Annotated in this window: 28 protein-coding genes; 19 read left to right on the top strand and 9 right to left on the bottom strand. The window is 37.1% G+C overall.

All coding sequences use genetic code 11. The annotated features are described in order from the left end of the window. The first annotated feature begins 9 nt into the window (after positions 1 to 9). From BHU68_RS07075 to BHU68_RS07025, 11 genes are all read left to right on the top strand, one after another. On the top strand, positions 10 to 282 hold the full coding sequence (locus BHU68_RS07075; protein ID WP_141699482.1) for an insulinase family protein: 273 nt from the start codon (positions 10 to 12) through the stop codon (positions 280 to 282). A gap of 69 nt (positions 283 to 351) precedes the next feature. After that, complete coding sequence (locus BHU68_RS07070) at positions 352 to 651, top strand: hypothetical protein (protein ID WP_069470968.1); 300 nt, start codon at positions 352 to 354, stop codon at positions 649 to 651. A gap of 172 nt (positions 652 to 823) precedes the next feature. Continuing rightward, entirely contained in the window at positions 824 to 1,426 is a 603-nt protein-coding gene (cobO, locus tag BHU68_RS07065) for a cob(I)yrinic acid a,c-diamide adenosyltransferase (RefSeq protein WP_069470967.1), read from the top strand. A gap of 8 nt (positions 1,427 to 1,434) precedes the next feature. Further along, a complete protein-coding gene (gene cbiB, locus BHU68_RS07060; RefSeq protein ID WP_253181145.1) occupies positions 1,435 to 2,292 on the top strand; it encodes an adenosylcobinamide-phosphate synthase CbiB in 858 nt (285 codons plus the stop codon). After that, a complete protein-coding gene (gene cobD, locus BHU68_RS07055; RefSeq protein ID WP_069470965.1) occupies positions 2,285 to 3,256 on the top strand; it encodes a threonine-phosphate decarboxylase CobD in 972 nt (323 codons plus the stop codon). Before cbiB ends, cobD begins: the two co-directional genes overlap by 8 nt. Then, the gene (locus BHU68_RS07050) at positions 3,253 to 4,404 is read left to right on the top strand and encodes an RNA-binding domain-containing protein (RefSeq protein WP_069470964.1); all 1,152 of its coding nucleotides are present in this window, start codon (positions 3,253 to 3,255) and stop codon (positions 4,402 to 4,404) included. Before cobD ends, BHU68_RS07050 begins: the two co-directional genes overlap by 4 nt. A gap of 374 nt (positions 4,405 to 4,778) precedes the next feature. Next, positions 4,779 to 6,101 (top strand): DNA methyltransferase, encoded by a 1,323-nt coding sequence (locus BHU68_RS07045; protein WP_216092878.1) that lies wholly within the window; start codon positions 4,779 to 4,781, stop codon positions 6,099 to 6,101. Positions 6,102 to 6,104: 3 nt separating this feature from the next. Next, entirely contained in the window at positions 6,105 to 7,016 is a 912-nt protein-coding gene (locus BHU68_RS07040; protein ID WP_069470963.1) for a hypothetical protein, read from the top strand. 7 nt (positions 7,017 to 7,023) lie between these two features. Next, on the top strand, positions 7,024 to 8,466 hold the full coding sequence (locus BHU68_RS07035; protein WP_069470962.1) for a cobyric acid synthase: 1,443 nt from the start codon (positions 7,024 to 7,026) through the stop codon (positions 8,464 to 8,466). A 90-nt stretch (positions 8,467 to 8,556) separates the two neighbouring features. Continuing rightward, the gene (locus BHU68_RS07030; RefSeq protein WP_069470961.1) at positions 8,557 to 9,318 is read left to right on the top strand and encodes a hypothetical protein; all 762 of its coding nucleotides are present in this window, start codon (positions 8,557 to 8,559) and stop codon (positions 9,316 to 9,318) included. A gap of 75 nt (positions 9,319 to 9,393) precedes the next feature. Beyond that, complete coding sequence (locus BHU68_RS07025; protein ID WP_069470960.1) at positions 9,394 to 9,861, top strand: hypothetical protein; 468 nt, start codon at positions 9,394 to 9,396, stop codon at positions 9,859 to 9,861. Positions 9,862 to 9,919: 58 nt separating this feature from the next. Here BHU68_RS07025 and cobC read toward each other — a convergent pair whose 3' ends face one another. The 8 genes from cobC to cobU form a co-directional block, all read right to left on the bottom strand. Next, the gene (gene cobC / locus BHU68_RS07020; RefSeq protein WP_069470959.1) at positions 9,920 to 10,489 is read right to left on the bottom strand and encodes an alpha-ribazole phosphatase; all 570 of its coding nucleotides are present in this window, start codon (positions 10,487 to 10,489) and stop codon (positions 9,920 to 9,922) included. Between the two features lie 60 nt (positions 10,490 to 10,549). Further along, complete coding sequence (locus BHU68_RS07015) at positions 10,550 to 10,837, bottom strand: hypothetical protein (protein WP_069470958.1); 288 nt, start codon at positions 10,835 to 10,837, stop codon at positions 10,550 to 10,552. A 68-nt stretch (positions 10,838 to 10,905) separates the two neighbouring features. Then, the gene (locus BHU68_RS07010) at positions 10,906 to 11,292 is read right to left on the bottom strand and encodes a hypothetical protein (RefSeq protein ID WP_069470957.1); all 387 of its coding nucleotides are present in this window, start codon (positions 11,290 to 11,292) and stop codon (positions 10,906 to 10,908) included. 396 nt (positions 11,293 to 11,688) lie between these two features. Next, a complete protein-coding gene (locus tag BHU68_RS07000) occupies positions 11,689 to 11,955 on the bottom strand; it encodes a type II toxin-antitoxin system RelE/ParE family toxin (RefSeq protein WP_069470955.1) in 267 nt (88 codons plus the stop codon). Continuing rightward, a complete protein-coding gene (locus BHU68_RS06995) occupies positions 11,955 to 12,194 on the bottom strand; it encodes a hypothetical protein (RefSeq protein WP_069470954.1) in 240 nt (79 codons plus the stop codon). The genes BHU68_RS07000 and BHU68_RS06995 overlap by 1 nt, the downstream gene beginning before the upstream one ends. A gap of 141 nt (positions 12,195 to 12,335) precedes the next feature. After that, positions 12,336 to 13,100, bottom strand: coding sequence for an adenosylcobinamide-GDP ribazoletransferase (gene cobS / locus BHU68_RS06990; protein WP_069470953.1), 765 nt, complete (start codon positions 13,098 to 13,100; stop codon positions 12,336 to 12,338). Continuing rightward, positions 13,094 to 14,086, bottom strand: a complete 993-nt coding sequence (cobT, locus tag BHU68_RS06985; RefSeq protein WP_069470952.1) for a nicotinate-nucleotide--dimethylbenzimidazole phosphoribosyltransferase — start codon at positions 14,084 to 14,086, stop codon at positions 13,094 to 13,096. The genes cobS and cobT overlap by 7 nt, the downstream gene beginning before the upstream one ends. Continuing rightward, positions 14,083 to 14,598 (bottom strand): bifunctional adenosylcobinamide kinase/adenosylcobinamide-phosphate guanylyltransferase, encoded by a 516-nt coding sequence (gene cobU / locus BHU68_RS06980; protein WP_069470982.1) that lies wholly within the window; start codon positions 14,596 to 14,598, stop codon positions 14,083 to 14,085. Before cobU ends, cobT begins: the two co-directional genes overlap by 4 nt. Before the next feature lie 165 nt (positions 14,599 to 14,763). Here cobU and BHU68_RS17225 point away from each other — a divergent pair, with 165 nt between their 5' ends. From BHU68_RS17225 to BHU68_RS06960, 4 genes are all read left to right on the top strand, one after another. Further along, positions 14,764 to 15,171 carry a PE family protein gene (locus BHU68_RS17225; RefSeq protein WP_171900752.1) on the top strand — a complete coding sequence of 136 codons (408 nt, stop codon included), beginning with the start codon at positions 14,764 to 14,766 and terminating at the stop codon, positions 15,169 to 15,171. Positions 15,172 to 15,257: 86 nt separating this feature from the next. Continuing rightward, positions 15,258 to 15,620 (top strand): hypothetical protein, encoded by a 363-nt coding sequence (locus BHU68_RS18025; RefSeq protein WP_069470950.1) that lies wholly within the window; start codon positions 15,258 to 15,260, stop codon positions 15,618 to 15,620. A 56-nt stretch (positions 15,621 to 15,676) separates the two neighbouring features. Further along, positions 15,677 to 16,183: a hypothetical protein gene (locus tag BHU68_RS17590; protein ID WP_069470949.1), complete on the top strand. Its 507-nt coding sequence runs from the start codon at positions 15,677 to 15,679 to the stop codon at positions 16,181 to 16,183. 71 nt (positions 16,184 to 16,254) lie between these two features. Further along, positions 16,255 to 17,637: an outer membrane protein gene (locus tag BHU68_RS06960; protein ID WP_069470948.1), complete on the top strand. Its 1,383-nt coding sequence runs from the start codon at positions 16,255 to 16,257 to the stop codon at positions 17,635 to 17,637. Between the two features lie 40 nt (positions 17,638 to 17,677). Here the strand turns inward: BHU68_RS06960 and metH are convergent, their stop codons facing one another. Then, positions 17,678 to 21,352 (bottom strand): methionine synthase, encoded by a 3,675-nt coding sequence (gene metH / locus BHU68_RS06955; RefSeq protein WP_069470947.1) that lies wholly within the window; start codon positions 21,350 to 21,352, stop codon positions 17,678 to 17,680. Between the two features lie 286 nt (positions 21,353 to 21,638). On the opposite strand from metH, the gene BHU68_RS18020 reads away from it, so the two are divergent. The 4 genes from BHU68_RS18020 to BHU68_RS06945 all read left to right on the top strand — a co-directional run bounded on the left by BHU68_RS18020 (position 21,639) and on the right by BHU68_RS06945 (position 22,696). Next, positions 21,639 to 21,770 carry a hypothetical protein gene (locus tag BHU68_RS18020; protein ID WP_256366166.1) on the top strand — a complete coding sequence of 44 codons (132 nt, stop codon included), beginning with the start codon at positions 21,639 to 21,641 and terminating at the stop codon, positions 21,768 to 21,770. A gap of 26 nt (positions 21,771 to 21,796) precedes the next feature. Beyond that, positions 21,797 to 21,862: a hypothetical protein gene (locus tag BHU68_RS18155; RefSeq protein ID WP_253181007.1), complete on the top strand. Its 66-nt coding sequence runs from the start codon at positions 21,797 to 21,799 to the stop codon at positions 21,860 to 21,862. An 89-nt stretch (positions 21,863 to 21,951) separates the two neighbouring features. After that, on the top strand, positions 21,952 to 22,221 hold the full coding sequence (locus tag BHU68_RS06950; protein WP_069470946.1) for a UPF0175 family protein: 270 nt from the start codon (positions 21,952 to 21,954) through the stop codon (positions 22,219 to 22,221). Beyond that, positions 22,211 to 22,696, top strand: a complete 486-nt coding sequence (locus tag BHU68_RS06945) for a DUF3368 domain-containing protein (protein WP_069470945.1) — start codon at positions 22,211 to 22,213, stop codon at positions 22,694 to 22,696. Before BHU68_RS06950 ends, BHU68_RS06945 begins: the two co-directional genes overlap by 11 nt. The last annotated feature ends 279 nt before the right edge of the window (positions 22,697 to 22,975 follow it).

Here is a 22,975-nt window from a genome sequence, read left to right as displayed (position 1 = left end):
CCTACTGATATTCCTGATTTAACTCATGCTCAATTGCAGCAATTTCATGCAAATCATTATCATCCTTCTAATGCTATATTTATGACTTATGGTGATCGTGCTGCCGCTGAACATCAATATTGGTTTGAAGAATGCGCCTTAAAAGAATTTCAAGCACTAGATTTAAATTTACAAATTCCAAAAGAGCAGCGTTATGAACAAGAAAATAATCAAACTCATATAGTTGTAGCATGGCTATTAGGTGATAGCACTGACATTAATGAGGTTATGAATGCAAATTAAGTATTACAAGATGTTGCCAAAAATTGTTTTCCTTATGGTTTACGCTTAATAGTCAATGCCTTATCTCCGATGATACATGGCGGTGATCCAGTAGAATTTTTAGATTTAGATTTTGCACTAACTAGATTACGAGAAGATTGCCAAAATCCGCGTTTTATTCCAGATTTAATACAAGGATTATTATTAGATAATCCACATAGAGCTCGGGTAGTAATGGCACCAGATGCCGAGTTAGCCGCTAAAGAAATTGCTGACGAAACAGCAAAATTAGCAGCCATAAAAGCCAAAATGACTAAGGAACAAAAATCCCAAGTCATTGAACAAGCAGCGGCTTTACAAGCGCGTCAACAACAAGAAGATGATCCATAAATATTACCAAAAGTAGGTTTAGAAGACATCGCAGATGACTTAAAAATCCCTAACGGCGACTTTAAAACCATAGGCAATTTAGCAAGCACATGGTTTGCAAGTGGCACCAATGGTAAGATATAATTAATATTATATTTTACTCCAAAATATTAAAACTGATGATTAAATATTTATGAATGAAGAAAAACAACGCCATAAAAAGCGTATGCAACGGCATAAAGAGGTGGTTGATGCTGCCGTTGCGCGTGCCACTGAAGATCGTGGTATTATTTTAGTTCTTACTGGTAATGGTAAAGGCAAATCAAGTTCTGGCTTTGGGATGGTTGCCCGTTCTTTGGGGCATGATTTTAAAGTTGGTGTGGTGCAATTTATCAAAGGCAGTTTTAGTACTGGTGAAGAAGCTTTTTTTCGTCGCTTTCCTGAAGAAGTAGAATATCATGTAATGGGAACTGGTTTTACTTGGGAAACCCAAGATAAAGATAAAGATATTGCTGCCGCAGAAGCTGCGTGGACACAAGCAGAGGCTTTATTAAGCGATCCGGATATTACTTTGGTATTATTGGATGAACTTAATATTGTATTAAAATACAAGTATTTAAAAATGGAAAAAGTATTGGAAACTCTTGCCAAACGTCCACCACATCAACATGTAGTTATTACTGGGAGAGCTGCACACAAAGCCTTGATTGATGTTGCCGATACTGTGACTGAAATGAATGTAATTAAACATGCTTTTAAAGCTGGAATTAAAGCTCAAAAGGGTATTGAACTTTGATTTGTATTTTGGCAGTTATACTAGATGCAGTACTGGGAGAACCGCGTCGTTTTCATCCATTAGTAGGTTTTGGAAATTGGGCTTCTTGGCTAGAACAAGGCTTAAATACTGGTAAGCGATGGCAAGGAATATTAGCAGTAATATTGGCAGTATCGCCGTTTGTATTCTTTGCATGGTTATTGTCTGAAATTTGGATTATCGCAGTAGTATTATTGTATATTGCCATTGCCCCACGTAGTTTATCTGAACATGCGTGGGCAGTACAATCCAACCTAAATGATTTAGATGCAGCGCGACAACAAGTTAGTAAGATTGTCAGCCGTGATACTAAGAATTTAGATGCCCAAGGCATAACACGTGCAACAATAGAATCTGTATTAGAAAATGGCAGCGATGCAATTTTTGCTGCCATTTTCTGGTACTTATTAGCCGGATTACCGGGATTAGTCTTATATCGCCTAATTAATACCTTAGATGCTTTATGGGGCTATCGCAATCAGCGTTTTCAGCAGTTTGGCTGGGCAGCAGCACGACTAGACGATGTTTTGAACCTGATACCCGCCCGATTAACCGCATTGAGTTATGCTTGTGTAGGTAATTTTGCCACTGCAATACAAAGTTGGTATAAACAAGCATCCAGTTGGTACAGTCCAAATGCTGGACCAGTGATGGCAGCCGGAGCCGGAGCATTGCAAGTTACTTTAGGAGAATCAGCCCATTATCATGGACAAATAAAAAATCGCCCTATTTTGGGAACCGGCAATCCACCAATTGCAAATGATATTGGACGCGCTGTTAGATTAATCCATCGCGCTTTGGGGTTGTGGTTGGTTATTATTGTGTTAGGGGAATGGATAATTGCTTGAACATGGTGGACAACTAAACGCCGCTGCAACACATTATGCAATTCCATTAGAGAATTGGCTAGACTTATCAACTGGCATTAATCCAAATGGATGGTCAGTACCTGAGCTTTCAGCAACCGCTTGGGCAAGATTACCAGAAATAAATGATGGTTTAGAACAAGCAGCACAAGCCTATTATGCAACATCACATTTATTACCTGCTGCTGGTTCCCAAGCCATTATTCAAGCTTTACCAAGCTTACGTAGCCCATGTAGAGTTGGTGTACCTGATATTGGCTATGCCGAACATGCCCATGCTTGGCAGCAGGCTGGACATGAAATTCAGACTAATCTTGATGTGAAACAATTAGATGTATTAATTGTTATCAATCCTAATAATCCGACTGGGCAATGTTATTCAATAGAAACTTTGTTAAAGTGGCAACAACAATTGAGTCGTAAAGGCGGATGGTTAATTGTGGATGAAGCTTTTATGGATGTAACACCCAATAACAGTTTAATGCCTTATAGTCCATTGCCCGGATTAATTATTTTACGTTCATTAGGTAAATTCTTTGGATTAGCTGGCGCAAGAGTCGGTTTTGCCGCAGCAGAAATGAAAATATTAGATTTATTAGGTGAATATTTAGGACCTTGGACACTGACTGGTCCATCACGCGAGATTGCTAAACAAGCATTACAAGATCAAAAATGGCAACAACAAACTCGCATCCAACTGAAACAAGCTAGTTTGCGTTTATATAATTTATTGTCTCAACATGGATTGAAACCTGATGGTGGAACTGCCTTATTTCAATGGGTGCGTACTTCAGAGGCTGAAATCATACAAGATAGTTTAGCGCGTCAAGGAATTTTAGTTCGTTTATTTAAACACAGCCTGCGTTTTGGTCTGCCAAAACATCAATGGGATAGATTAGATAGAACATTGTGTCAACTAAACAAACAACAGGAGATTCATAAATGACATTAATTGAATTACAACAAATATTGGCCAGAGGTGAGGATAGTCAATATCAGTTCAAACAAAATATCACCAATGCAGATTCTCTTGCCGCTGAAATGGTTGCAATGGCTAATGCAGCAGGGGGGAAAATTATTATCGGGGTCAATGATAATGGAGAAATAACGGGTTTAAGTTCAAAAGACATTCGACGCTTAAATCAATTGATTTCCAATGTTGCTTCTGATTTTATCAAACCACCAATATCCCCCTTGACAGAAAATATTCAAACAGATAAAGGCTTGCTTATCATTATTTTTGTCCCTGATGGTTTGAATAAACCCTATCTGGATAAATCAGGCGTGATGTGGGTCAAGAGCGGTGCGGACAAACGTCGTGTCACCTCACGAGAAGAGATGCAACGCCTGTTTCAAGCCGCTGGCTTAATTCATGCTGATAGTGTGCCAGTACAGGAAACTAGCCAAACTGATTTAGAACTTTGGTCTTTTCAAGACTATTACAAAAACCGCTATCACGAAGTAGTAGAAGAAATTACCCCTCGCTTGTTGCAAAATTTGGGGCTACTCAAATCAGAGCAACTGACTTTAGCAGGGTTATTACTATTTGGGAAAATGCCACAACGATTCAAACCAGTATTTGTCATTAAGGCGATTGTTTTTCCCGGTGATAATGTAGATGTTTCTCAATATATTGATAATGAAGACATTGAGGGCAATTTGTTGCAAGTTTATAAAGATAGCTTTGCATTTGTGCGACGTAATTTGCACCATGTCCAAAATGACCAAGGTGTCAATTCTTTAGGTAAACCTGAAATACCACTGGTAGTGATTGAGGAATTATTGGTTAATGCTTTGATTCACCGAGACTATTTTATATCAGCACCGATCAGACTTTTTATTTTTCGTGATCGTATTGAATTGATTAGTCCCGGGCATTTACCCAACCATTTAACGATAGAACAAGTTCGTTGCGGATTATCCAATATGCGAAATCCAGTGTTGGCTAGTCACGCGACTCATATTCTACCCTACCGTGGATTGGGAACTGGCATTCCCAGAGTGCTTGAATCTTACAACGCAGTAGAATTCACTGATGATCGTGAAGCTAACCAATTTAAGGTGGTGATAAAACGCAACCCAGTTTTATGGTGACAAACACCTGCTTATGTCGCGCCTTTTAAACCCCAAAATATGGCATTAAATAGTGCTGTCGCCGCCGCTGGTATTCCATTCAGTCATGATATGAATCCTGTCTTGCTGAAGCAGTAGAGTTATGGCGGACGAGTATTTTCCACGCCCAAAATATACGAATAACACCAGCATGAGTGACTTAGTTAATGAGTTGGCAAAGTTTACAAAAATATTGTCTATTACTGTCAGTTTATGATAAAATGGATAATTATCCTACGTTCATTGGGACTTTTTTTTGGATTAGCTGGTGCAAGAGTCGGTTTTGCCGCAGCAGAAACCTAAGTAATACAAATACACATGACTAACTCAACAAATGGCAGGAGCTGGAGGATATAATGTTTAGCTCATTTATGATGCAGCAATCGCTTTTTCCAGAAATAGATAAAAGCCATACCTCTATTAAGAAAATACATTCACGTTCTGGAACATTTACCGACAATATGAAATTGCCTATACATAGGTGGTTTCGTTACTCGGCTGGATTTTCCGCAGAATGGGTTAAACAAGAAATATTAGCTTACAAAAGTAAAAATACAGCCATCAATGTTTTAGATCCTTTTGCAGGATCAGGTACAACAATGTTGGCGGCTGAATCAGTCAAAATAAAGGCTGTTGGTTTTGATCCGCATCCATTTATTTACAGAGTAGCTAAAGCTAAGCTTGGATGGAATGTAGATATAAAGCAATTAAAGGATATTTACAGGGAGGTTTTAAACAAAGCAAGCGAAGAAATAGTTGAATCCAAAAGATTTGATGTCCCCCTATTAAAAAAGTGTTTTACTAGTGAATCATTAAGCAAGCTAGACTCATTAAAGAATATTTATCTATCAGAATTTGATAATGGCAATCCAGAAACTGAAATTATTTGGCTAGGAATTACAAGCATCATACGTGCATGTAGCACTGCTGGAACAGCTCAATGGCAATATGTCCTTCCTAATCAGAAAAAATCTAAGGTTCTTGACCCATTTGAAGCATTTCCATTAAAAATGGAACATATGATCGAAGATATTACTTATGCCAAGCATAACAATTGGATGTCAAATTCAGAAATTATAAATATTGATGCTCGTGATCCAAAATATAAGGCAATAGAATTATTTGATTTAATTATAACATCTCCACCTTACCCAAATAACTATGACTATGCTGATGCAACGCGATTAGAAATGACTTTTTGGGGTGAAATACAAACTTGGGGAGATATTCATTCAGCAGTTCGTCAATATTTGTTAAGATCATGTTCACAGCATTCAGCTAAAGAGAAACTTCAATTAGACGACCTATTGCAGAATGAAGTTTTACTTCCTATAAAAGATGAAATCACAGAATCGTGCAAAGAATTAGAAAAAATTAGATTAACTAAAGGTGGAAAAAAAACTTATCACACTATGGCTGCGGCATATTTCACTGATTTAGCTAATGTTTTTTACGCGCTTCGCCCACTATGTAAGAAAGGTGGAACAATGTGTTTTGTGATTGGTGATTCTGCACCTTATGGCGTGTATTTGGCAGTAGATAAATGGCTTGGAGAACTAGCACTGTCAGCAGGGTTTAAATCATATAGCTTTGAAAAAATACGAGACCGAAATATAAAATGGAAAAACAGAAAGCACAGAGTACCTTTACATGAAGGCAAATTGTGGATAGAAGGATAAAGTATGGTAAATAAAAACGCATCTTCAGGACATAAACTTGGTCAGTTGATTGGTGACTGGTATGAAGAATATTTTGTTCTACCTCTACTTCAAGGGGTTGGAAAAAGTCTCAATCTGTTTGTTGATTCACGATTTATAAATAGAAATGTAAGGGAAGGAAAAATATTATGGGATGATTTGGATGGTAATTCTGTTGATTATGATTATGTATTAGAAATTGGTGGATCTGATGATAAATTAGGAATCCCGGTTGCGTTTATTGAGTGTTTTTGGCGGCGAGGCGCACGCCACTCAAAAGATAAAGCTAGGGATGATAGTGGCAAACTAATGCCAATGCGAGAAACATACCCAACTGCAAGGTTTTTAGGTATAGTTTCAGCGGGAGATTTTACAAAGCCTGCAAGAGATTTAGTGAGAAGTAGAGAAATTGACTTATTCTATGTGCCAAAGGAGAAGATAGTAAAAGCCTTTTCTTCTTGCGGTTTAATAATGGACTATCCAGATAAACTTTCAGAAGATGATAAAGCCAAGATTGTAGAAAAATTCAATAAGCATTTTACAGTCTCAAAAAAGAAAGCGGTTAAAAAGGCACTTATTGAATTGGCAAGTCAAGCAACAATAGAATCCTATGTTGATAGAGTACGTGCAACACTTAGCGCATTACCTCAAGAAATCAGGCTAATTTTAAGACATGATTCAATGCCCATTGCATTTGAATCTGTAGCTGCTGCAACAAAGTTTCTAAAGTCACCAAATTTTAACATGATTTTACCAATAGAGAGTTATCTGTATCAAGTTACATATAGCGATGGTTCAGAATTTGAAAAATCACTAGACAATTTAGGCGAACTAAGAAGATTGCATGGGCAAATTGCAATACTCACAGAGCATATGAATAAGTTATGTAGGGGCTAACATATACATGCAAACCAACACATTAATGATTCAAGGCACAACCTCAGACGCTGGTAAAAGCACTTTAGTTGCCGGCTTATGTCGCTCCTTTGCACGGCGTGGAATACCAGTTGCGCCTTTTAAACCCCAAAATATGGCATTAAATAGTGCTGTCGCCGCTGATGGTGGTGAAATTGGTCGCGCACAGGCTGTACAAGCTCAAGCCGCTGGTATTGCATCCAGTCATGATATGAATCCTGTCTTGCTTAAACCTAATTCGGATACCGGCTCACAAGTTATTATTCAAGGTTATGCCATAGATACTATGGATGCTTGTAGTTATCATGATTATAAATCAGTGGCAAAAAAGGCAGTGCTAGAATCTTATGCGCGTTTAAGCCAAAGCTATACGACTATTTTGGTTGAAGGTGCTGGCAGTCCAGCGGAAATTAATTTGCGTGAAAATGATATTGCTAATATGGGATTTGCTGAAGCAGTAGATTGTCCGGTTATTTTAGTGGCTGATATTGATCGAGGTGGCGTATTTGCTCATATAATTGGCACAATGGCATTACTGTCAAGCAGTGAACAACAACGCATTATTGGTTTTGTTATTAATCGTTTTCGTGGTGATATTGCCTTATTACAATCAGGGCTAGATTGGCTAGAAAAAGAAACTGGTAAACCGGTATTCGGAGTATTGCCTTATTTACATGGTTTACATTTAGAAGCTGAAGATGCAGTTACTACTCAACAAGTTGATAAAACAGTAGATACTTTAGAAGTTGTGGTGCCAGTTTTGCCTAGAATCAGCAACCATACTGATTTTGATCCATTACGCCTACATCCACAAGTCAATCTACAATTTATTGGGTTAGAAGAAATTCCTCCATCTGCTGATCTTATTATTCTCCCCGGCTCAAAGTCGGTTTGTGCAGATTTGACCGCCTTGCGTCAAGCAGGTTGGGAATCGGCTATTTTGCGACATTTGCGTTATGGCGGACGAGTATTAGGTATTTGTGGAGGTTTTCAAATGCTAGGACATAGGATTGATGATCCTTTGGGTTTGGAAGGGCAGGAAGGCATTGCAGGTTTAGGATTATTGGAGATAGAAACCAGCTTAGCACCAGAAAAAACTTTACGTAATGTATCTGGTTATTTAGATAATACAGTTGTTAGCGGCTATGAAATTCATGCCGGCGTTACTAAGGGAAAGGGATTGAATCAACCTTTAATACAATTTGATGATTATACAGATGGGGCGCGTTCTACAGATAATCAAATTTGGGGAACTTATTTACATGGATTATTTGAATCAGTCAGCGCGTGTGATGTTTTATTAGCTTGGGCAGGGTTGGAAGATCCAACAACACCAGATTATCATGCCAAACGTGAAGCTGATTTGGAACGCTTGGCTGATGTTATTGATGAGCATCTTGATGTTGATAATATTTGTTTTGAACGTGATTAAAGGATTAAAGGATTACCAAGATTTCTTCCATTTGACATAATTTGTAAATTATAGTATTATACTCATGATATTTTTTTTAAGGTAAATTTAATGAAGAAAACACTAATCGTTTTATTATCCAGCACTTTTTTAAGTGTTTCTGCACAAGCTGAAAATTGTGAAGGCTTTGCAGATAAAGGTATGAATTGTTTTAAAAACAATACTCCTGCTAATGCCAATGATGTTAATCAGAACTTCAAAATATTAGCTGATGAAGTTGAGCAGCTAAAAACAGCACAACCACCAGCAAATTCTGGAGCTGGAAATGTGTCTTATATTCGTTGGGGTAGAACCTCTTGTCCGACTGATGCGAGCTTAATTTATAAAGGATATGTTGCTTCAGGAGCTCATAACCATAAAGGTGGAATTTCATCCCAGCTTTGCTTAACTGATAAACCTACTTTTGCTAACGGAGATGTGAGTGATGGAAATCAAAATGGAGCTTTGTTGTATGGTACAGAATACGAGACCAGCAGTTATGGTATAAACAGCCTCAAAGCTCTACATAATTTTGAAGCTCCTTGTGCTGTTTGTCTAAAACCAGCTACTATCTCATTAATGATTCCCGGTACTAGAAATTGTCCTACTAGTTGGAATAAAGAATATGAAGGCTATTTAATGGGAACACATTACACCCAAGCTTCATCACATGAAGCTGTATGTGTGGATATTGAAGCTGAAAAGGTGGTAAACTCAAGTCCTTCTAGTCAGAATGGTAATTTATGGTATCCCACAGAAGCTCAATGTGGTGCTTTACCATGTCCACCATATGTACAAGATAGGGAATTAAGTTGCGTTGTTTGCACTAAGTAATATCTTATGAGATACATCATTTCAATTATATGTTTGTTATTTTCCATCTCTGTTTTCGCTGAAAATTGGGGTTAAATGACATGGGGTACAGGCACATGGGGCGAAGAAAAAGTCACTTTACCTACTCCTGAAAATTCCAATAGTGAATGTGAAGATGTGAAACATGCGTTTTATTCTTTCGAGGAAAAAACAGTAACAGTTCCGATTATTGATGCACCGCTCTATGACTTAGTTACTGAAGAGCCAACTGGAAAGTTTGTTGCATTCTATGCTTTATTTAAATTTAAAGATTCGCCTGATAGACTAAGCGTTGATAATCTGAAATTATTAAAAAATGTAAAGCCAGATTTAAAATGTCATGCAGTTTACCGAGAAATTGATAAAACTCTAAAGATTCCTTTTATAGATGTACCGGTTGTAGTATTGATTGCCAATCAAAATGTGATGATAGGTACTGATATATTAAGTGCAACTTTAAAGTTTATGCCTATTTCTCAAATCTTCAAAGTTGATAGTATTACACAGTTAGCATCAGAAGATTAATTCTAAAGCTGAGCTAAACTGTTTTGAACATGATTACAGGATTAAAATTAAATCATGTTCAAAAGAGGTGTTTTAAACCAACAGAACAATAGTCTTTCTGTAAATTTAATTTGAGCCTATAAACATTTCCATAAGCCACATCAAGTCGAAACACATTCTGCAACGGAATCTCTAATATCCACGCCCAAAATATACGAATAACACCAGCATGAGTGACAATCGCGACTTTTTCATAACAATGAGTTAATAGTTGTTCAATAAATGTAACAACCCGTTGATACATTTGAATAAAACTTTCACCTCCTTCTACCTTAATATTAACAAAGTCATTTGTCCATGTATTTAATTGTTCTGGGGCAATATCATTCCAATTTTGTAATTCCCAAGCACCAAAGTCCATTTCTAATAAACCTGTGTCTGTTTGATAATCTTGAGTAGGAATCTGTTGAGCCAATAGGGTGCAACGTGATAATGGACTGCTGAATACAGCATCATATTTTGAGTCTAATTGTTTAATTATTAAGTTCTTTTCAGTCTCAAATGAGTTTGCAAGTGCTATATCAGTTTGTCCATAGCAAATGCCTGTTGCAATATCAGGGGTGGTATGACGAATTAAATGAACTTGCATAATGCCAATATTCCAAGATAAAACATAATTTCAGTTACTTTAATAGCCTAAATACAATATCTATTTTTTACGGCAAAAAATATTGGCATCAAATTCATCATAGATGGTTTTTATTTCTTTAGGCTCTGGTATATATATCGGTGATGATAGTTTAAAATATCGACCATGTGCATACCAATCTCTTATATCAGCTTCTTTTTCTTGTAAAATTTCCTGCTGAGTCAAAAAAAATGTGCAGAAATTTTCATCATCTGAATCTTTAACTATTTTCTCTAACAATAAAAAATCATTAACAATTGACTCACAAGTAAAGTCTTTTCTAATTGAATCACCTAGTTTAATTTTCATTAAAAGCTTTCAACAAAATCAGTCATAAGTTGTTCAAAATTTTGTTGATTAAAATCATAAGTGATTGGTTATTCACGATTATATCCTTCGGCAAATAACCAATTACTTTTCTTTTCTTTTAAAACAATCATTACTTTATCTAAGCCAAATTTCATATCAATTCTGCCATAAGCACCCACAATATTTAAAATTGGTTCAAACTTAATTACTTGACCATTAAATAATTTAATCTTTAAAATAGGCTTAGTTCCCATCAATGGCATTTCATATTTTGCCTCAGAAGATTCTTCAAATGATAATAACTTTTGAGTTTCAAGTGGTTTTAGCCATGTTTTAATTTGTTTATAAAGTTGTATAACTTTATTATTCCAATCAATTACTTCAGAACGTGATTCTTGACTATATTTTAGCAAGACTTGTTGTTTTTTCTTGAGGATGGTAGCTAAATTAGACATAACTTATTACTCTGTTTATTAAATGGCATTTATTGTATAACTGGAATAACATAACTCAAAACGCTAGTTTACGCAATAAAAATTCACTATAGAAATAATCCAACAGTAATTTATGCCCTGATTCATCAGATAAATGACAAAAAATAGCATTTTGCTTAATTTATTAGCAACAATAAATTTACATTTAATTGCAACTGTAAGATTTTATGTTATTCCACTGTGATCTGAAGATATTTGCAGAATTATTTAATTCTTTTTTTAAAGCTTTAGAAACATTATATGTTTCATTTTTGATTACTTTAAACTGTATAGAAACAATACTATTTGTAGATTTATAATCTTTGTTAAAGATAAATGGTTGATTATTTAATTGTTCTTTAAGTGCTTCCATTATAATTAAAATAATTCAGAGTGTGAGCCAGTTCGTACTAAAGCTAATTCTGTTTCTGTAGTTTTGTAAATCAACAACCAATCAGGTTCCAGATGACATTCTCTACAACCACGGTAATTTCCAAGCAAGGCATGATCACTATAAGATGGATCAAGCGGTTTACTAACAGCTAATTGATAAATTACTTTTTGTAATTCAGCTAAATTTTTACCTGCTTTTTTAGCACGCTTATAGTCTTTTTTAAATTGAGTGGAACGTCGAATATGTTTCATTAATCATCTAAATCCTTAAATAGTTCTTCAACATTTTCAAACACTTTTCCACCACCTGTTTCAATTTCTTTCAATGCTGCCAGAGTAGTTTCATTAGATTGAGAATCTTTTGCTGGTTCAGATTGTTCTTCAAGCAAAACTACATAAACTGATCTAGGTTTATCAAACATAGATATTGGTTGATCATCCAACCATTCTAATTGATTACCTTTTAAATTTGCTTTAAATGTCTGTAACATTTGTTGTATTCCTTAAGTTTTTAGCATTTGTTGCTCACGCCTGCACTGTCAAAGTTCGCCATCTGATTAATAAAGCTGACAGCGGAGTTAATTATCGGATAGGCAACTTGGTTATTTCAAAACCGCCAAAAGTATGACGAATTAAATGAACTTGCATAATGCCAATATTCCAAGATAAAACATAATTTCAGTTACTTGTTGGATTGCGCCTAAACAATCGCCGGTATAACCGCCAATGCGTTTATTAAAATAATAGCCTAAATAAAGTTTAGTCATATAAGCAATTGGAAAGGCAAGCAATAATAAAGGATATGAATAAAAAAACAATCCACCCAATAGCACAAAAATGCTACTGTACCACATTTCGCCTAAACTTAATTGAATGGCGGCTTTGGATGATTTACTTTTATTAATATCTTGGACATATTGGTGACTTTGAACCATCAAGGATGCCATAAATCGGCTGGATATATGAGCATTGAGATAACTAATTAATAAAATCGGCACTGAATATAAACCAATTTCATACAAGGTTATCCATTTCAAACTCAATAAAACAATAATCCCCACCGTGCCATAGGCACCAATACGGCTGTCTTTCATAATGCTGAGAATTTGTGGTTTTGTCCAACCACCACCAAAAGCATCACAAGTATCAGTAAATCCGTCTTCATGAAAAGCACCAGTGGCATAAATAGTCGCTGCCATAGATAATAAGATACTGACTGATAAAGGTAAGATGCTATGAAATATCAACAAAGTTGCTACGCCAATCCCGCCAATTATCCAACCTATCAATGGAAAATATTTAAGTGATTTATTACTAGGCTCAATCGAATTAGGGCAAGGAATTCTGGTATAAAACATCAAAGCGGCAACAAAATGCTGAATTTCAGTTTTTAGCATTTGTTGCTTACACCAGCACTGTCAAAGCTCGCCATCTGATTAAGAAAAGTGACTGCGGAGTTAATTATCGGATAGGCGACTGCGCAACCGGTGCCTTCACCTAAACGCATTCCTAGTTGTAACAAGGGTTTGGCGTTTAAATAATCCAAGAGTAATTTATGCCCTGATTCATCAGATAAATGACAAAAAATAGCATTTTGCTGAATTTTTGGTTCAATATGTTGTGCGACTAAGAAAGCGGCTGATGCAATAAATCCATCAATCATCAACAGCATATTTTTTTGATAAGCGGCTAACATTGCTCCACAGATTTGTGCAATTTCAAATCCGCCAAAAGTGGCTAAAATTTGTTTGGGCTGAGTCAAATTTGGATGGTTATTTTGGGCTTGTGTGAGTATTTTTAATTTACGGTTAAATTGTTCATCATTCAATCCGGTACCTCTGCCTACGCATTTTTCTAAAGGAATTCCAGATAATTGGTTCATGATTAAGCTAGCAGATGAGGTATTAGCAATACCCATTTCTCCGAAACCGATAATATTACAACCGCCTTGATAAACGGTTTCGATAATCTCTGATGATTTGTCAAAACAGAGATCTAATTCAGCCATAGTCATTGCCGAATCGTGCAAATAATTTTTAGTTCCCTTAGCAATTTTAGCATCAATTAATTGAGCTTGAGACTGAAAGTCGTAATTTACACCAGCGTCAATAATTTTAATAGCAATATCATGTTTTTGACAAAAAACATTAATCGCAGCCCCTCCTTGTAAAAAATTAAGTACCATCTGTGCGGTTACTTCCGAAGGAAAAGCACTGACACCTTCAACGCCATGATCACCGGCAAAAACTAAAATAGTTGGATTGGATAATTTAGGATTGAGGCTATTTTGAATGTTGCCAATTTGCAAGGCTAATGTTTCTAATTCACCTAATGCACCCAAAGGTTTGGTTTTATTGTCAATTTTTTCTTGTAAAGCCTTCATAAATTTCCTTTTAAAAGCTGTGGCAAACCGGCAATAACGAAAAACACGCGATCAGCCAAGCTTGCCAAATTTTGATGCAAATAACCACTTTCATCGACAAATTGCCGTGAGATGGCACCCAATGGCACAATACCTTGCCCAACTTCATTGCTAACTAAAATTTGTCGCCCGGGCAATTTAGCAATCTGTTCCAATAACAGTTGCTTTTGTGTTTGCCAACAAACGGTTTGATCAAACAAACAGTTATTTAACCACAATGTCAAACAATCAACCAACAAGCAAGTTTGTGGATGTGCATAAGTTTGTAAAGTTTTGGCTAAATCAACAGGAGTTTCAATGGTTTGCCAATGTGTAGGGCGATTTTGTTGATGATGTGCGATACGTGTTGCCATTTCTGAATCACCGACTGTTGCAGTGGCGATATAAATGACTTCTAACCCGCTTTCCAGAGCTAGCTGTTCAGCAAAACGACTTTTGCCAGAACGCGCTCCGCCTAAAATAAGTTCAAACATATCATAATTCATTAAAAGCCATTATTATTTATTTTTTACAGCAGTATATTTTAACAGCAATTCAAATATAAAAACATGGTATATAAATTGCTTATATTTCGATAAGGCATGAATTACTTTTATGTCGGTTGATTGTGGATTTTTGGTTTTTTTTAGTTAGGAAAAATGATGAAAATAAGTAGAAAGTCTATTATGATGGCATCTATTGTCAGTATAGGTGTTTTTTTAACCGCCCCTGTTTTGTCGTATGCTTACAGCACAGGAGGACAAGGTGGCGCAGGCGGTGCTGGTGCTTGGGGTGGTTCTGGTGGCTACGGTGGCCACGGTGGCCACGGAGTATACAGTGGACATGGTGGCGGTGGCGGTGGTGGCGGTTCTGCCAGCGGTTATGGTAGTTATGGCGGTCATGGTGGACACGGTGGTGCCGGATCCTTTGGCGGTGCCGGTGGCGGTGGCGGTGGTGGCGGTTCTGCCAGCGGTTATGGTAGCTATGGCGGTCATGGTGGACATGGTGGTGCCGGAACCTTTGGCGGTCGTGGTGGACACGGTGGTCAGGGTGGTTCTGCAAATTAATAATTTACATTATTAAAAATGTGGTAACAAAACCAATTCCATTTATTTATTGTGGAATTGGTTTTTTTTTATCTAGGAGAATTATGATGAAAATAAATAGAAAATCTATTATGATGGCATATATTGTCAGTATGGGTGTTTTTTTGACTCCTTCTGCTTTTGCATGGTGGGGCGGTAGCACAGGAGGACAAGGTGGTGCTGGCGGTGATGGTGCTTATGGCGGTCAGGGTGGTCGTGGCGGTCGTGGTGGTGATGGTTATGGCTATGGTAGTCGTGGCGGTCGTGGCGGTCGTGGTGGTGATGGAATCTATGGCGGTAGGGGTGGCCACGGTGGAGATGGTGGTCATGCTCCATATGGAGGTGTCGGTGGCGGCGGTGGCGGCGGCGGCGGTGGCAGTCATGGTTTAAAAGGTGGTGATGGTGGTAATGGAGGTGGTGCGTATTATTAAATATATAAAAAAATCAACTTCTATTCTAATTTTTTTTGTTAAAAGAGATCAATCTTATGAAAAAATTTTTTATTTTTATGGCAATTGGTTTAATGGGATGTGTAGGAGCGGACGAGATACCTAAAAGGCAGTATGGTGGCAGCGGAGGTGATGGTGGTAGCCTTCCGGGACTACCGGGTGGTAAAGGCGGTTATGGTGGTGGATATTATAATCATCATTCTATGTCAAGGCAACGTGAATATGATAATCATTTATATTGGTATTGCCTAGGATTAGTAAGGGGTTCAGCTAAAAGAAAATGGAGAGATTATATGTCTTATGATGATAATATGCAAAACTACTACCACCCTTTACACTGTAAAAGATTTTCAAAATCACCTAGGATATTTCTGAAAAGAGCTAAAAAAAGTCATGGTAGGCATGGTGCAAGCTACTATGGTGGTATAGGAGGTCAAGGAGGCATAGCAGGAAGCGGTCCCGGTGGTGGAAGCGGTGGACACGGCGGGGCTGGAATTTATGGAGGTTCGGGTGGAAAAGGTGGAAAAGGTGGTAATGCTTATTAATAGATAATAATTTACATGGCTTAAATATTGCTATATTATTAATATATGTTGAATAAAAGTGATATAGGGTCATGAAAAATTATTTTGTTATAACAACTTTTTTATTGTTTGGGCTAATGCAGTTAGCCAGTGCTGAGTTGTATTTTGGCGGAAATATTGGGGTTTCTGAAGCTGATAATAATATTGAAACTAGTGATATTAGCGATTTGGTAGCTGGTTTTCATCTTGGTTATAATTGGCAGTTTCAAAATGTCATTACAGGTATTGAGGGTGATCTTGATGCTTATGGGTCAATTGACAATGTTCTAGGTTCTGTGCGTGGTCGCATTGGTTTCGGAATGAATCGAAGTCTTATTTATGGGACTGTTGGTGCCGCTTTTCTCTCAGTTGATGGTGATAAGAGTGCGGTGTTAATTGGTGGTAATGGTGGTAATGGGGGTAATGGGGGTAATGGCCTTATTGCTGGTAATGGTGGAAGCGGTGGCGCTAGTGTAGGTAATAGTGTCTTGTATCGAGAAGGAGAATCTGAGTTTGGTTTTGTTGCAGGAATTGGTGCGGAATATCAGCTTAGTTCACAGACAATCCTTGGGCTAGAAGGTTTATACTATAAGTTTGATGATGAGTTGGTAAATTCAAACTTTGATGATGAGTTTTTTTTGCTGCGAGCTCGTGTTTCTTTTGATTTAGGTGATCAAGCTATTCGCTTTGCATCCAATGGTGGCAATTGGTCTGGTCCATATGTTGGTGGACATGCTGGCGTACTCTTTAGTCTCTCTGATGATACAATTAATGCAGTTCGATTGGCAAATGGCGAAAATGGTGGAAACGGTAGCAATGGTGTTGCTATAGATCCTCTAAATGGTGCTGGTGATGGAGGCGATGGTGGCGGTGGAGCTGTTACGACAGGATTTTTAGAATCAGAGGATATTGGACTTTTAGGTGGGATACAAGCGGGTTATAATTGGCAAATTGATAACTTGATTTATGGAATTGAAGCGGATACTAGTTTTGGGAGTCATGATCGTGATTATTTGAGCAGTTTACGAGCTCGTTTTGGCTGGAGCAATCGTGCTAATCTCTTTTACCTAACTGGCGGTGTGGCGTTTACACGCCTAGATGGAGCAAATGTTATTTTTGCTGGTGATGGTGGTGATGGTGAAAATGGCAGTAATAGCGTCAATAATGGTGGTGATGGTCTTGGTGGAGCTGGAGGTATTGGAGGCCGCTCTATTAGCGTTTTTAATAAGGAAAATTTAACTGGCTTTGCAGTTGGTGCTGGTATAGAGACAAAGATTACAAAGAATATTTCTATTGGATTTGAAGGTATCTATTATGGATTTAATGGTGATGATGGAGACTATAATCAATTTAATGGCATGAATGGGTCTAGCTATGCTTCAAAAGATGATAGTAGTACCTTTGTGTTACGTAGTCGATTGGCAATTCATTTTTAACCTAAAGACCTGACAGGTTTTTAAAACCTGTCAGGTCAATTTATTTCACTCTACTCACATCATACCCCAAATTAGGAGCCAACCACCGTTCTGCCTCTTCAATTGTCATTCCCTTACGTTTTGCATAATCTTCAACTTGATCTTTATACACTTTACCAACACCAAAATATCGCGCTTTTGGATGTGCAATGTACCAACCAGATACTGCCGCTGTTGGTAACATGGCAAAACTATCTGTCATTGTAATACCCGCATTTTTATCTGGTTCAAGTAGTTGCCACAGTGTGGTTTTTTCTGTATGTTCTGGGCAAGCAGGATAGCCGGGGGCTGGACGAATTCCATCATAGTTTTCTTTGATTAATTCTTCGTTACTAAAATTTTCATCCACGGAATAAGCCCAAAATTCTTTACGTACCCGTTCATGCATACGTTCAGCAAAGGCTTCGGCTAAACGATCAGCTAATGCTTTGATTAGTATGCTATTATAATCATCATAATCTTGTTCAAAACGGGAGACGTGTTCGTCTATACCAATGCCGGCTGTTACCGCAAATGCTCCTATATAATCCTCTTTTGGACTAATAAAATCAGCTAAACATAAGTTAGGATTTTGTTTGGTTTTAGGCATTTGTTGACGCAGATGATGTAGCACGGTTTTGACTTCAGTACGATTATCATCTGTATAGAGTTGAATATCATCATCATTCACCATCTTGGCTGGAAAAAAACCAATTACTGCGCGAGCTTTTAACCATTTTTGTTTGATAATTTGATCTAACATTGTTAGTGCATCTTCATAAAGACTACGCGCTTCTGTTCCGACTATTTCATCATCCAGAATTTGAGGAAAACGCCCTGCTAATTCCCAAGTTCTAAAGAATTGTGTCCAATCAATACGGTTACGCAATTCTTCTAGTGAATAATCTTCAAATACTTTTATGCCTAAAAAAGTTGGTTTAGCTGGTGTATAATCTTCCCAGTTGAAGGTGAATTTATTCGCTCTTGCTTGTTGCAGTGAAAATTTCTTTTTATTTAGCAGCTTCTTCGCGCGTTCTTCACGTATTGTTGCATATTCTTTACTTACATTCTGTGCAAAATTGGTCTTTAATTCAGTGGAAAGTAAACTTTGTGCCACACCCACCGCACGAGAAGCATCTTGCACATAAACAACCGGATTACTATAATTCTGAGCAATTTTCACTGCTGTATGTACTTTGGAAGTAGTTGCACCACCTATAAGCAATGGCACTTTAAAACCTTGGCGTTCCATTTCTGTGGCAACATGCACCATTTCGTCTAATGATGGGGTGATTAGCCCTGATAAGCCAATAATATCACAATTTTGTTCTTTAGCAGTTTTCAAAATAGTTTCAGCCGGAACCATCACGCCAATATCAATAATCTCAAAATTATTGCATTGCAAAACCACTCCAACGATATTTTTTCCAATGTCATGAACATCACCCTTAACGGTTGCTAACAAAATTTTGCCATTGTTCTCAATTGTTCCACCCTTTTCAGCTTCAATATAGGGCATTAAGTATGCTACCGCCTTTTTCATAACACGGGCTGATTTAACTACTTGAGGCAAAAACATTTTTCCTGCACCAAATAAATCTCCAACCACATTCATGCCATTCATCAATGCACCTTCAATGACATGTAAAGGGCGTTCAGCCTGTTGCCTAGCTTCTTCCGTATCTTCTTCAATATATTGAGTAATACCTTTTACTAAAGCATGTTCAAGCCGTTTGCTGACTGGAGCCTCGCGCCATTCAAGAGCTTTACTATCGTCTTGTGTGCTAGCCCCAGCTTTATATTTATTTGCAATGTCTAAAAGTAATTCAGTTGCATCATCACGACGATTTAAAATAACATCTTCAACCCGATCACGCAGTTCTGCTGGTAAATCTTCATAAATCGCCAATTGCCCTGCGTTGACAATTCCCATATCCATGCCAGCATCAATGGCATAATACAAAAAAACTGAATGAATTGCTTCACGTAGTTGATTATTACCGCGAAATGAAAATGAAACATTAGAAACTCCACCTGAAATAAGCGCGTGGGGTAAATGTTGTTTTATATCACGAATGGCTTCAATAAAATCAACTGCATAATTATTATGCTCATCAATTCCGGTAGCAACTGCAAATATATTAGGGTCAAAAATAATATCTTCAGGCGGAAAGCCTAGTTTTTCTACCCAAATCTGATAAGAACGCTTACAAATTTCAAATTTACGCGCTCTAGTATCAGCTTGCCCATCTTCATCAAACGCCATAATAATAACAGCGGCACCATAACGTCTTACCAGTGTAGCTTGCTTTATAAAGTTTTCTTCACCTTCTTTGAGGCTGATTGAATTAACAATTGATTTACCTTGAACGCATTTTAAGCCGGCTTCTAAAATTTCCCATTTGGAAGAGTCAACCATCAGCGGCACTTTAGCAATATCAGGCTCGGTTGCAACCAGATTCAAAAATTTAACCATCACTGCTTTAGAATCCAGCAAGCCTTCATCCATATTGACATCAATGACTTGGGCACCAGTTTCGACTTGTTCACGTGCAACGTCTAGGGCGGTTTCATAATTTTCTTCTTTAATCAATCGTTTAAAACGAGCTGAACCGGTGACATTAGCGCGTTCGCCAATATTGAGAAATAAAGAATCTTTTGTAATGGTACAAGGTTCTAAGCCGGAAAGGCGACATGCAATTGGAATATCTGGCAATTGGCGGGGAGGAAATTTTTCGACTGCTGCTTTGATAGCGCGAATATGATCTGGGGTTGTACCACAACAACCTCCAATAATATTTAAAAAACCACTTTGCGCCCATTCTCCAATGTCGATTGCCATATCTTCAGGAGTTTCATCATAGCCGCCAAATTCATTAGGTAAGCCGGCATTAGGATGTGCTGATACATAAGTTTCTGAAATTCGAGATAATTCTTCTACATACTGGCGTAATTCTTTTGCCCCTAAAGCGCAATTTAGACCGATTGACAGTGGCTGGGCATGACGTAAGGAGTTCCAAAAAGCTTCAGTAGTTTGCCCGGATAAGGTTCTACCAGATGCATCAGTAATGGTACCGGAAATCATAATCGGCAAAGACATTTGATGATCATCAAAATATTTTTGTACGGCAAAAATAGCAGCCTTAGCATTTAAAGTATCAAAAATAGTTTCAATCAACAACAAATCAGCACCACCATCGACTAAAGCTTGAGTGGCTTCATAATAAGTTGCTACTAAATCATCAAAGGTAACATTACGAAAGCTTGGGTCATTGACATCTGGAGAAATAGAACATGTACGATTAGTAGGGCCAAGCACACCGGCAACAAAACGTGGAAAATCTGGCGTTTTAGCTGTCATTTCATCGGCTGCTTGACGTGCTAATTTGGTTGCAACAAAATTCATTTCATAAACCAAATCCTCCATCTGATAATCAGCCATCGCAATGCGAGTACCATTAAAAGTATTAGTTTCAATGATATCAGCACCAGCTTCTAAATATTGAGTGTAGATTTCCTTGATAATCTGCGGCTGAGTGATAGCCAATAAATCATTATTACCTTTTAAATCACAAGCCCAATCTTTAAAGCGTTCACCTCGATAATCATCTTCTTCTAATTTATGCCTCTGAATCATAGTGCCCATAGCACCATCAAGGATAAGGATACGTTGCTTTAAAAGAGATTTGATAGTCATAAAATAAAATATATAAAATTATACAGTAACTTTGATGGGCAAACAATAGACCATTATTTGTTCCATTGTTTATATAGAGTTTGTAAGATCTAAGGAGGAATTGTGAAGTTGTTGGGCGCCCAACCTACGTAATTTTTGTGTTGTCTGGAGTGAGATTATTGAACCCATGCCTTTCGACTAAACAAGGCACCAATTCCCTGCCATTCATCAAATTGTAAACGATTACCTTCTAATTTATGTTTCTTTAACAGATTTTTCTTATTAAACACGTAGTAACTTAATAGCGATGTTTGCCAGAAACAAACTAACAACAACAGATCGTTTAGGTTTACTAATTGGACAAACAGAAGAACAAAAAGACCATATAATTTGTTCTTGTTTTAATGTGGGAACTAAGAAATTAAGGAACAGAATTTAACTACTACCCAACAAATTGCTGAAGTATTGCAGGCTGGGGGTAATTGTGGATCCTGTATTCCTGAATTGAAGGGGTTGTTGTGTAGTAATTAAATAAATGTTATGGTAATTACAGTTTGTAATGTATTTTGAAGTCATGAACATTCACATAATATTAATACTTATAAAATGGAAAGTTAAAAATGAAATTCCAAACCAATAAAATTGTGAAGATAGAGATACCTATAGGCGTATTTTCTGTGTTAAAACAAACCACAGAAGAATTTGCTATGAGTATGCGAATAGCCGCTGCTGTAAAATGGTATGAACAAGGAATGGTATCTCAAGAAAAAGCGGCTGAAATAGCTGGATTATGTCGAGAAGATTTTATTATGGCTTTAACCCAATTTAATATATCCCCGTTTCAATATGATGCCAAGGAAATTCTCGAAGAGGCAGGTTATGAGACATAAATGGGTTTTTGATGCGTCTCCACTCATTGTGTTAGGAAAGGCTGATCTTCTATCTACCATCAGCCCTTTAGCTGAAACTTGGATTATTCCAGAAAGCGTTGTCAAAGAAGTATCACAGAAGACAGATGTTGATAGTTTGTTAAACAAATTGTCTGAGAATTCAAGAGTTGAACGTCAAACCATAGCCATTGAACCATTAGTTGCTAATTGGAATCTTGGAGATGGCGAAAGTGAAGTTATCACATTAGCAGTAGAAAATTCTAAATATGGTGTGATATTAGATGATTTGTCGGCACGTAAGTGTGCAAAAATTTTAAATTTACCTTTAATAGGTTCTTTAGGTTTGGTAGTTAAAGCCAAAAAAGAAGGTTTGCTGGAATTTGCTAAACCAGCCTTTGAAAAACTGGTTATATCAGGTTTATATCTTGATATGGATTTGATAAAACAAGTCTTAACTTCTATTGGAGAAAATTAATAAAGCTTTATGCTGCAATTATCTATTTGATAAAATTATAGAAATTGTAGGGTGTATAAGTGCAGCGTCATACACCCTAGATTAATTATTATAAATCAGTCAATATAAATATCCATATGGTCATTAGATTCATAAGAAAAGCAATTCCAAATATTTGATTTCATCATTTTAACAACGAATCTCCTCTTGAAATTAAAAATATCTTCTTAAATTTATTCGATAATTTTACAGGCGATTACAATAGTCAATTTCACCATTGGCAAATTAATTCTTCGTCAA

It is taken from the genome of Candidatus Marithrix sp. Canyon 246, assembly GCF_001723685.1.
GTDB lineage: Bacteria > Pseudomonadota > Gammaproteobacteria > Beggiatoales > Beggiatoaceae > Marithrix.
Note: the sequence above shows the minus strand (reverse complement) of the source record. Positions and strands in the feature narration are given on the sequence as shown.

Bases quoted from the DNA above. Each gene is read 5' to 3' on its own strand.
- BHU68_RS06995 (WP_069470954.1), bottom strand. From the start codon at position 12,194: ATGTTACAGACATTTAAAGCAAATTTAAAAGGTAATCAATTAGAATGG.
- BHU68_RS07010 (WP_069470957.1), bottom strand. From the start codon at position 11,292: ATGTCTAATTTAGCTACCATCCTCAAGAAAAAACAACAAGTCTTGCTA.
- BHU68_RS07000 (WP_069470955.1), bottom strand. From the start codon at position 11,955: ATGAAACATATTCGACGTTCCACTCAATTTAAAAAAGACTATAAGCGT.
- cobS (WP_069470953.1), bottom strand. From the start codon at position 13,100: ATGCTAAAAACTGAAATTCAGCATTTTGTTGCCGCTTTGATGTTTTAT.
- BHU68_RS18025 (WP_069470950.1), top strand. From the start codon at position 15,258: ATGAAAATAAATAGAAAATCTATTATGATGGCATATATTGTCAGTATG.
- BHU68_RS07040 (WP_069470963.1), top strand. From the start codon at position 6,105: ATGGTAAATAAAAACGCATCTTCAGGACATAAACTTGGTCAGTTGATT.
- BHU68_RS07070 (WP_069470968.1), top strand. From the start codon at position 352: ATGATACATGGCGGTGATCCAGTAGAATTTTTAGATTTAGATTTTGCA.
- BHU68_RS06950 (WP_069470946.1), top strand. From the start codon at position 21,952: ATGAAATTCCAAACCAATAAAATTGTGAAGATAGAGATACCTATAGGC.
- BHU68_RS17590 (WP_069470949.1), top strand. From the start codon at position 15,677: ATGAAAAAATTTTTTATTTTTATGGCAATTGGTTTAATGGGATGTGTA.
- BHU68_RS06960 (WP_069470948.1), top strand. From the start codon at position 16,255: ATGAAAAATTATTTTGTTATAACAACTTTTTTATTGTTTGGGCTAATG.
- BHU68_RS07030 (WP_069470961.1), top strand. From the start codon at position 8,557: ATGAAGAAAACACTAATCGTTTTATTATCCAGCACTTTTTTAAGTGTT.
- cobO (WP_069470967.1), top strand. From the start codon at position 824: ATGAATGAAGAAAAACAACGCCATAAAAAGCGTATGCAACGGCATAAA.
- cobC (WP_069470959.1), bottom strand. From the start codon at position 10,489: ATGCAAGTTCATTTAATTCGTCATACCACCCCTGATATTGCAACAGGC.
- BHU68_RS07050 (WP_069470964.1), top strand. From the start codon at position 3,253: ATGACATTAATTGAATTACAACAAATATTGGCCAGAGGTGAGGATAGT.
- BHU68_RS07015 (WP_069470958.1), bottom strand. From the start codon at position 10,837: ATGAAAATTAAACTAGGTGATTCAATTAGAAAAGACTTTACTTGTGAG.
- BHU68_RS07025 (WP_069470960.1), top strand. From the start codon at position 9,394: ATGACATGGGGTACAGGCACATGGGGCGAAGAAAAAGTCACTTTACCT.
- cobT (WP_069470952.1), bottom strand. From the start codon at position 14,086: ATGAAGGCTTTACAAGAAAAAATTGACAATAAAACCAAACCTTTGGGT.
- BHU68_RS18020 (WP_256366166.1), top strand. From the start codon at position 21,639: ATGTTTGCCAGAAACAAACTAACAACAACAGATCGTTTAGGTTTACTA.
- cobU (WP_069470982.1), bottom strand. From the start codon at position 14,598: ATGTTTGAACTTATTTTAGGCGGAGCGCGTTCTGGCAAAAGTCGTTTT.
- metH (WP_069470947.1), bottom strand. From the start codon at position 21,352: ATGACTATCAAATCTCTTTTAAAGCAACGTATCCTTATCCTTGATGGT.
- BHU68_RS06945 (WP_069470945.1), top strand. From the start codon at position 22,211: ATGAGACATAAATGGGTTTTTGATGCGTCTCCACTCATTGTGTTAGGA.
- BHU68_RS17225 (WP_171900752.1), top strand. From the start codon at position 14,764: ATGATGAAAATAAGTAGAAAGTCTATTATGATGGCATCTATTGTCAGT.
- BHU68_RS07035 (WP_069470962.1), top strand. From the start codon at position 7,024: ATGCAAACCAACACATTAATGATTCAAGGCACAACCTCAGACGCTGGT.
- BHU68_RS07045 (WP_216092878.1), top strand. From the start codon at position 4,779: ATGTTTAGCTCATTTATGATGCAGCAATCGCTTTTTCCAGAAATAGAT.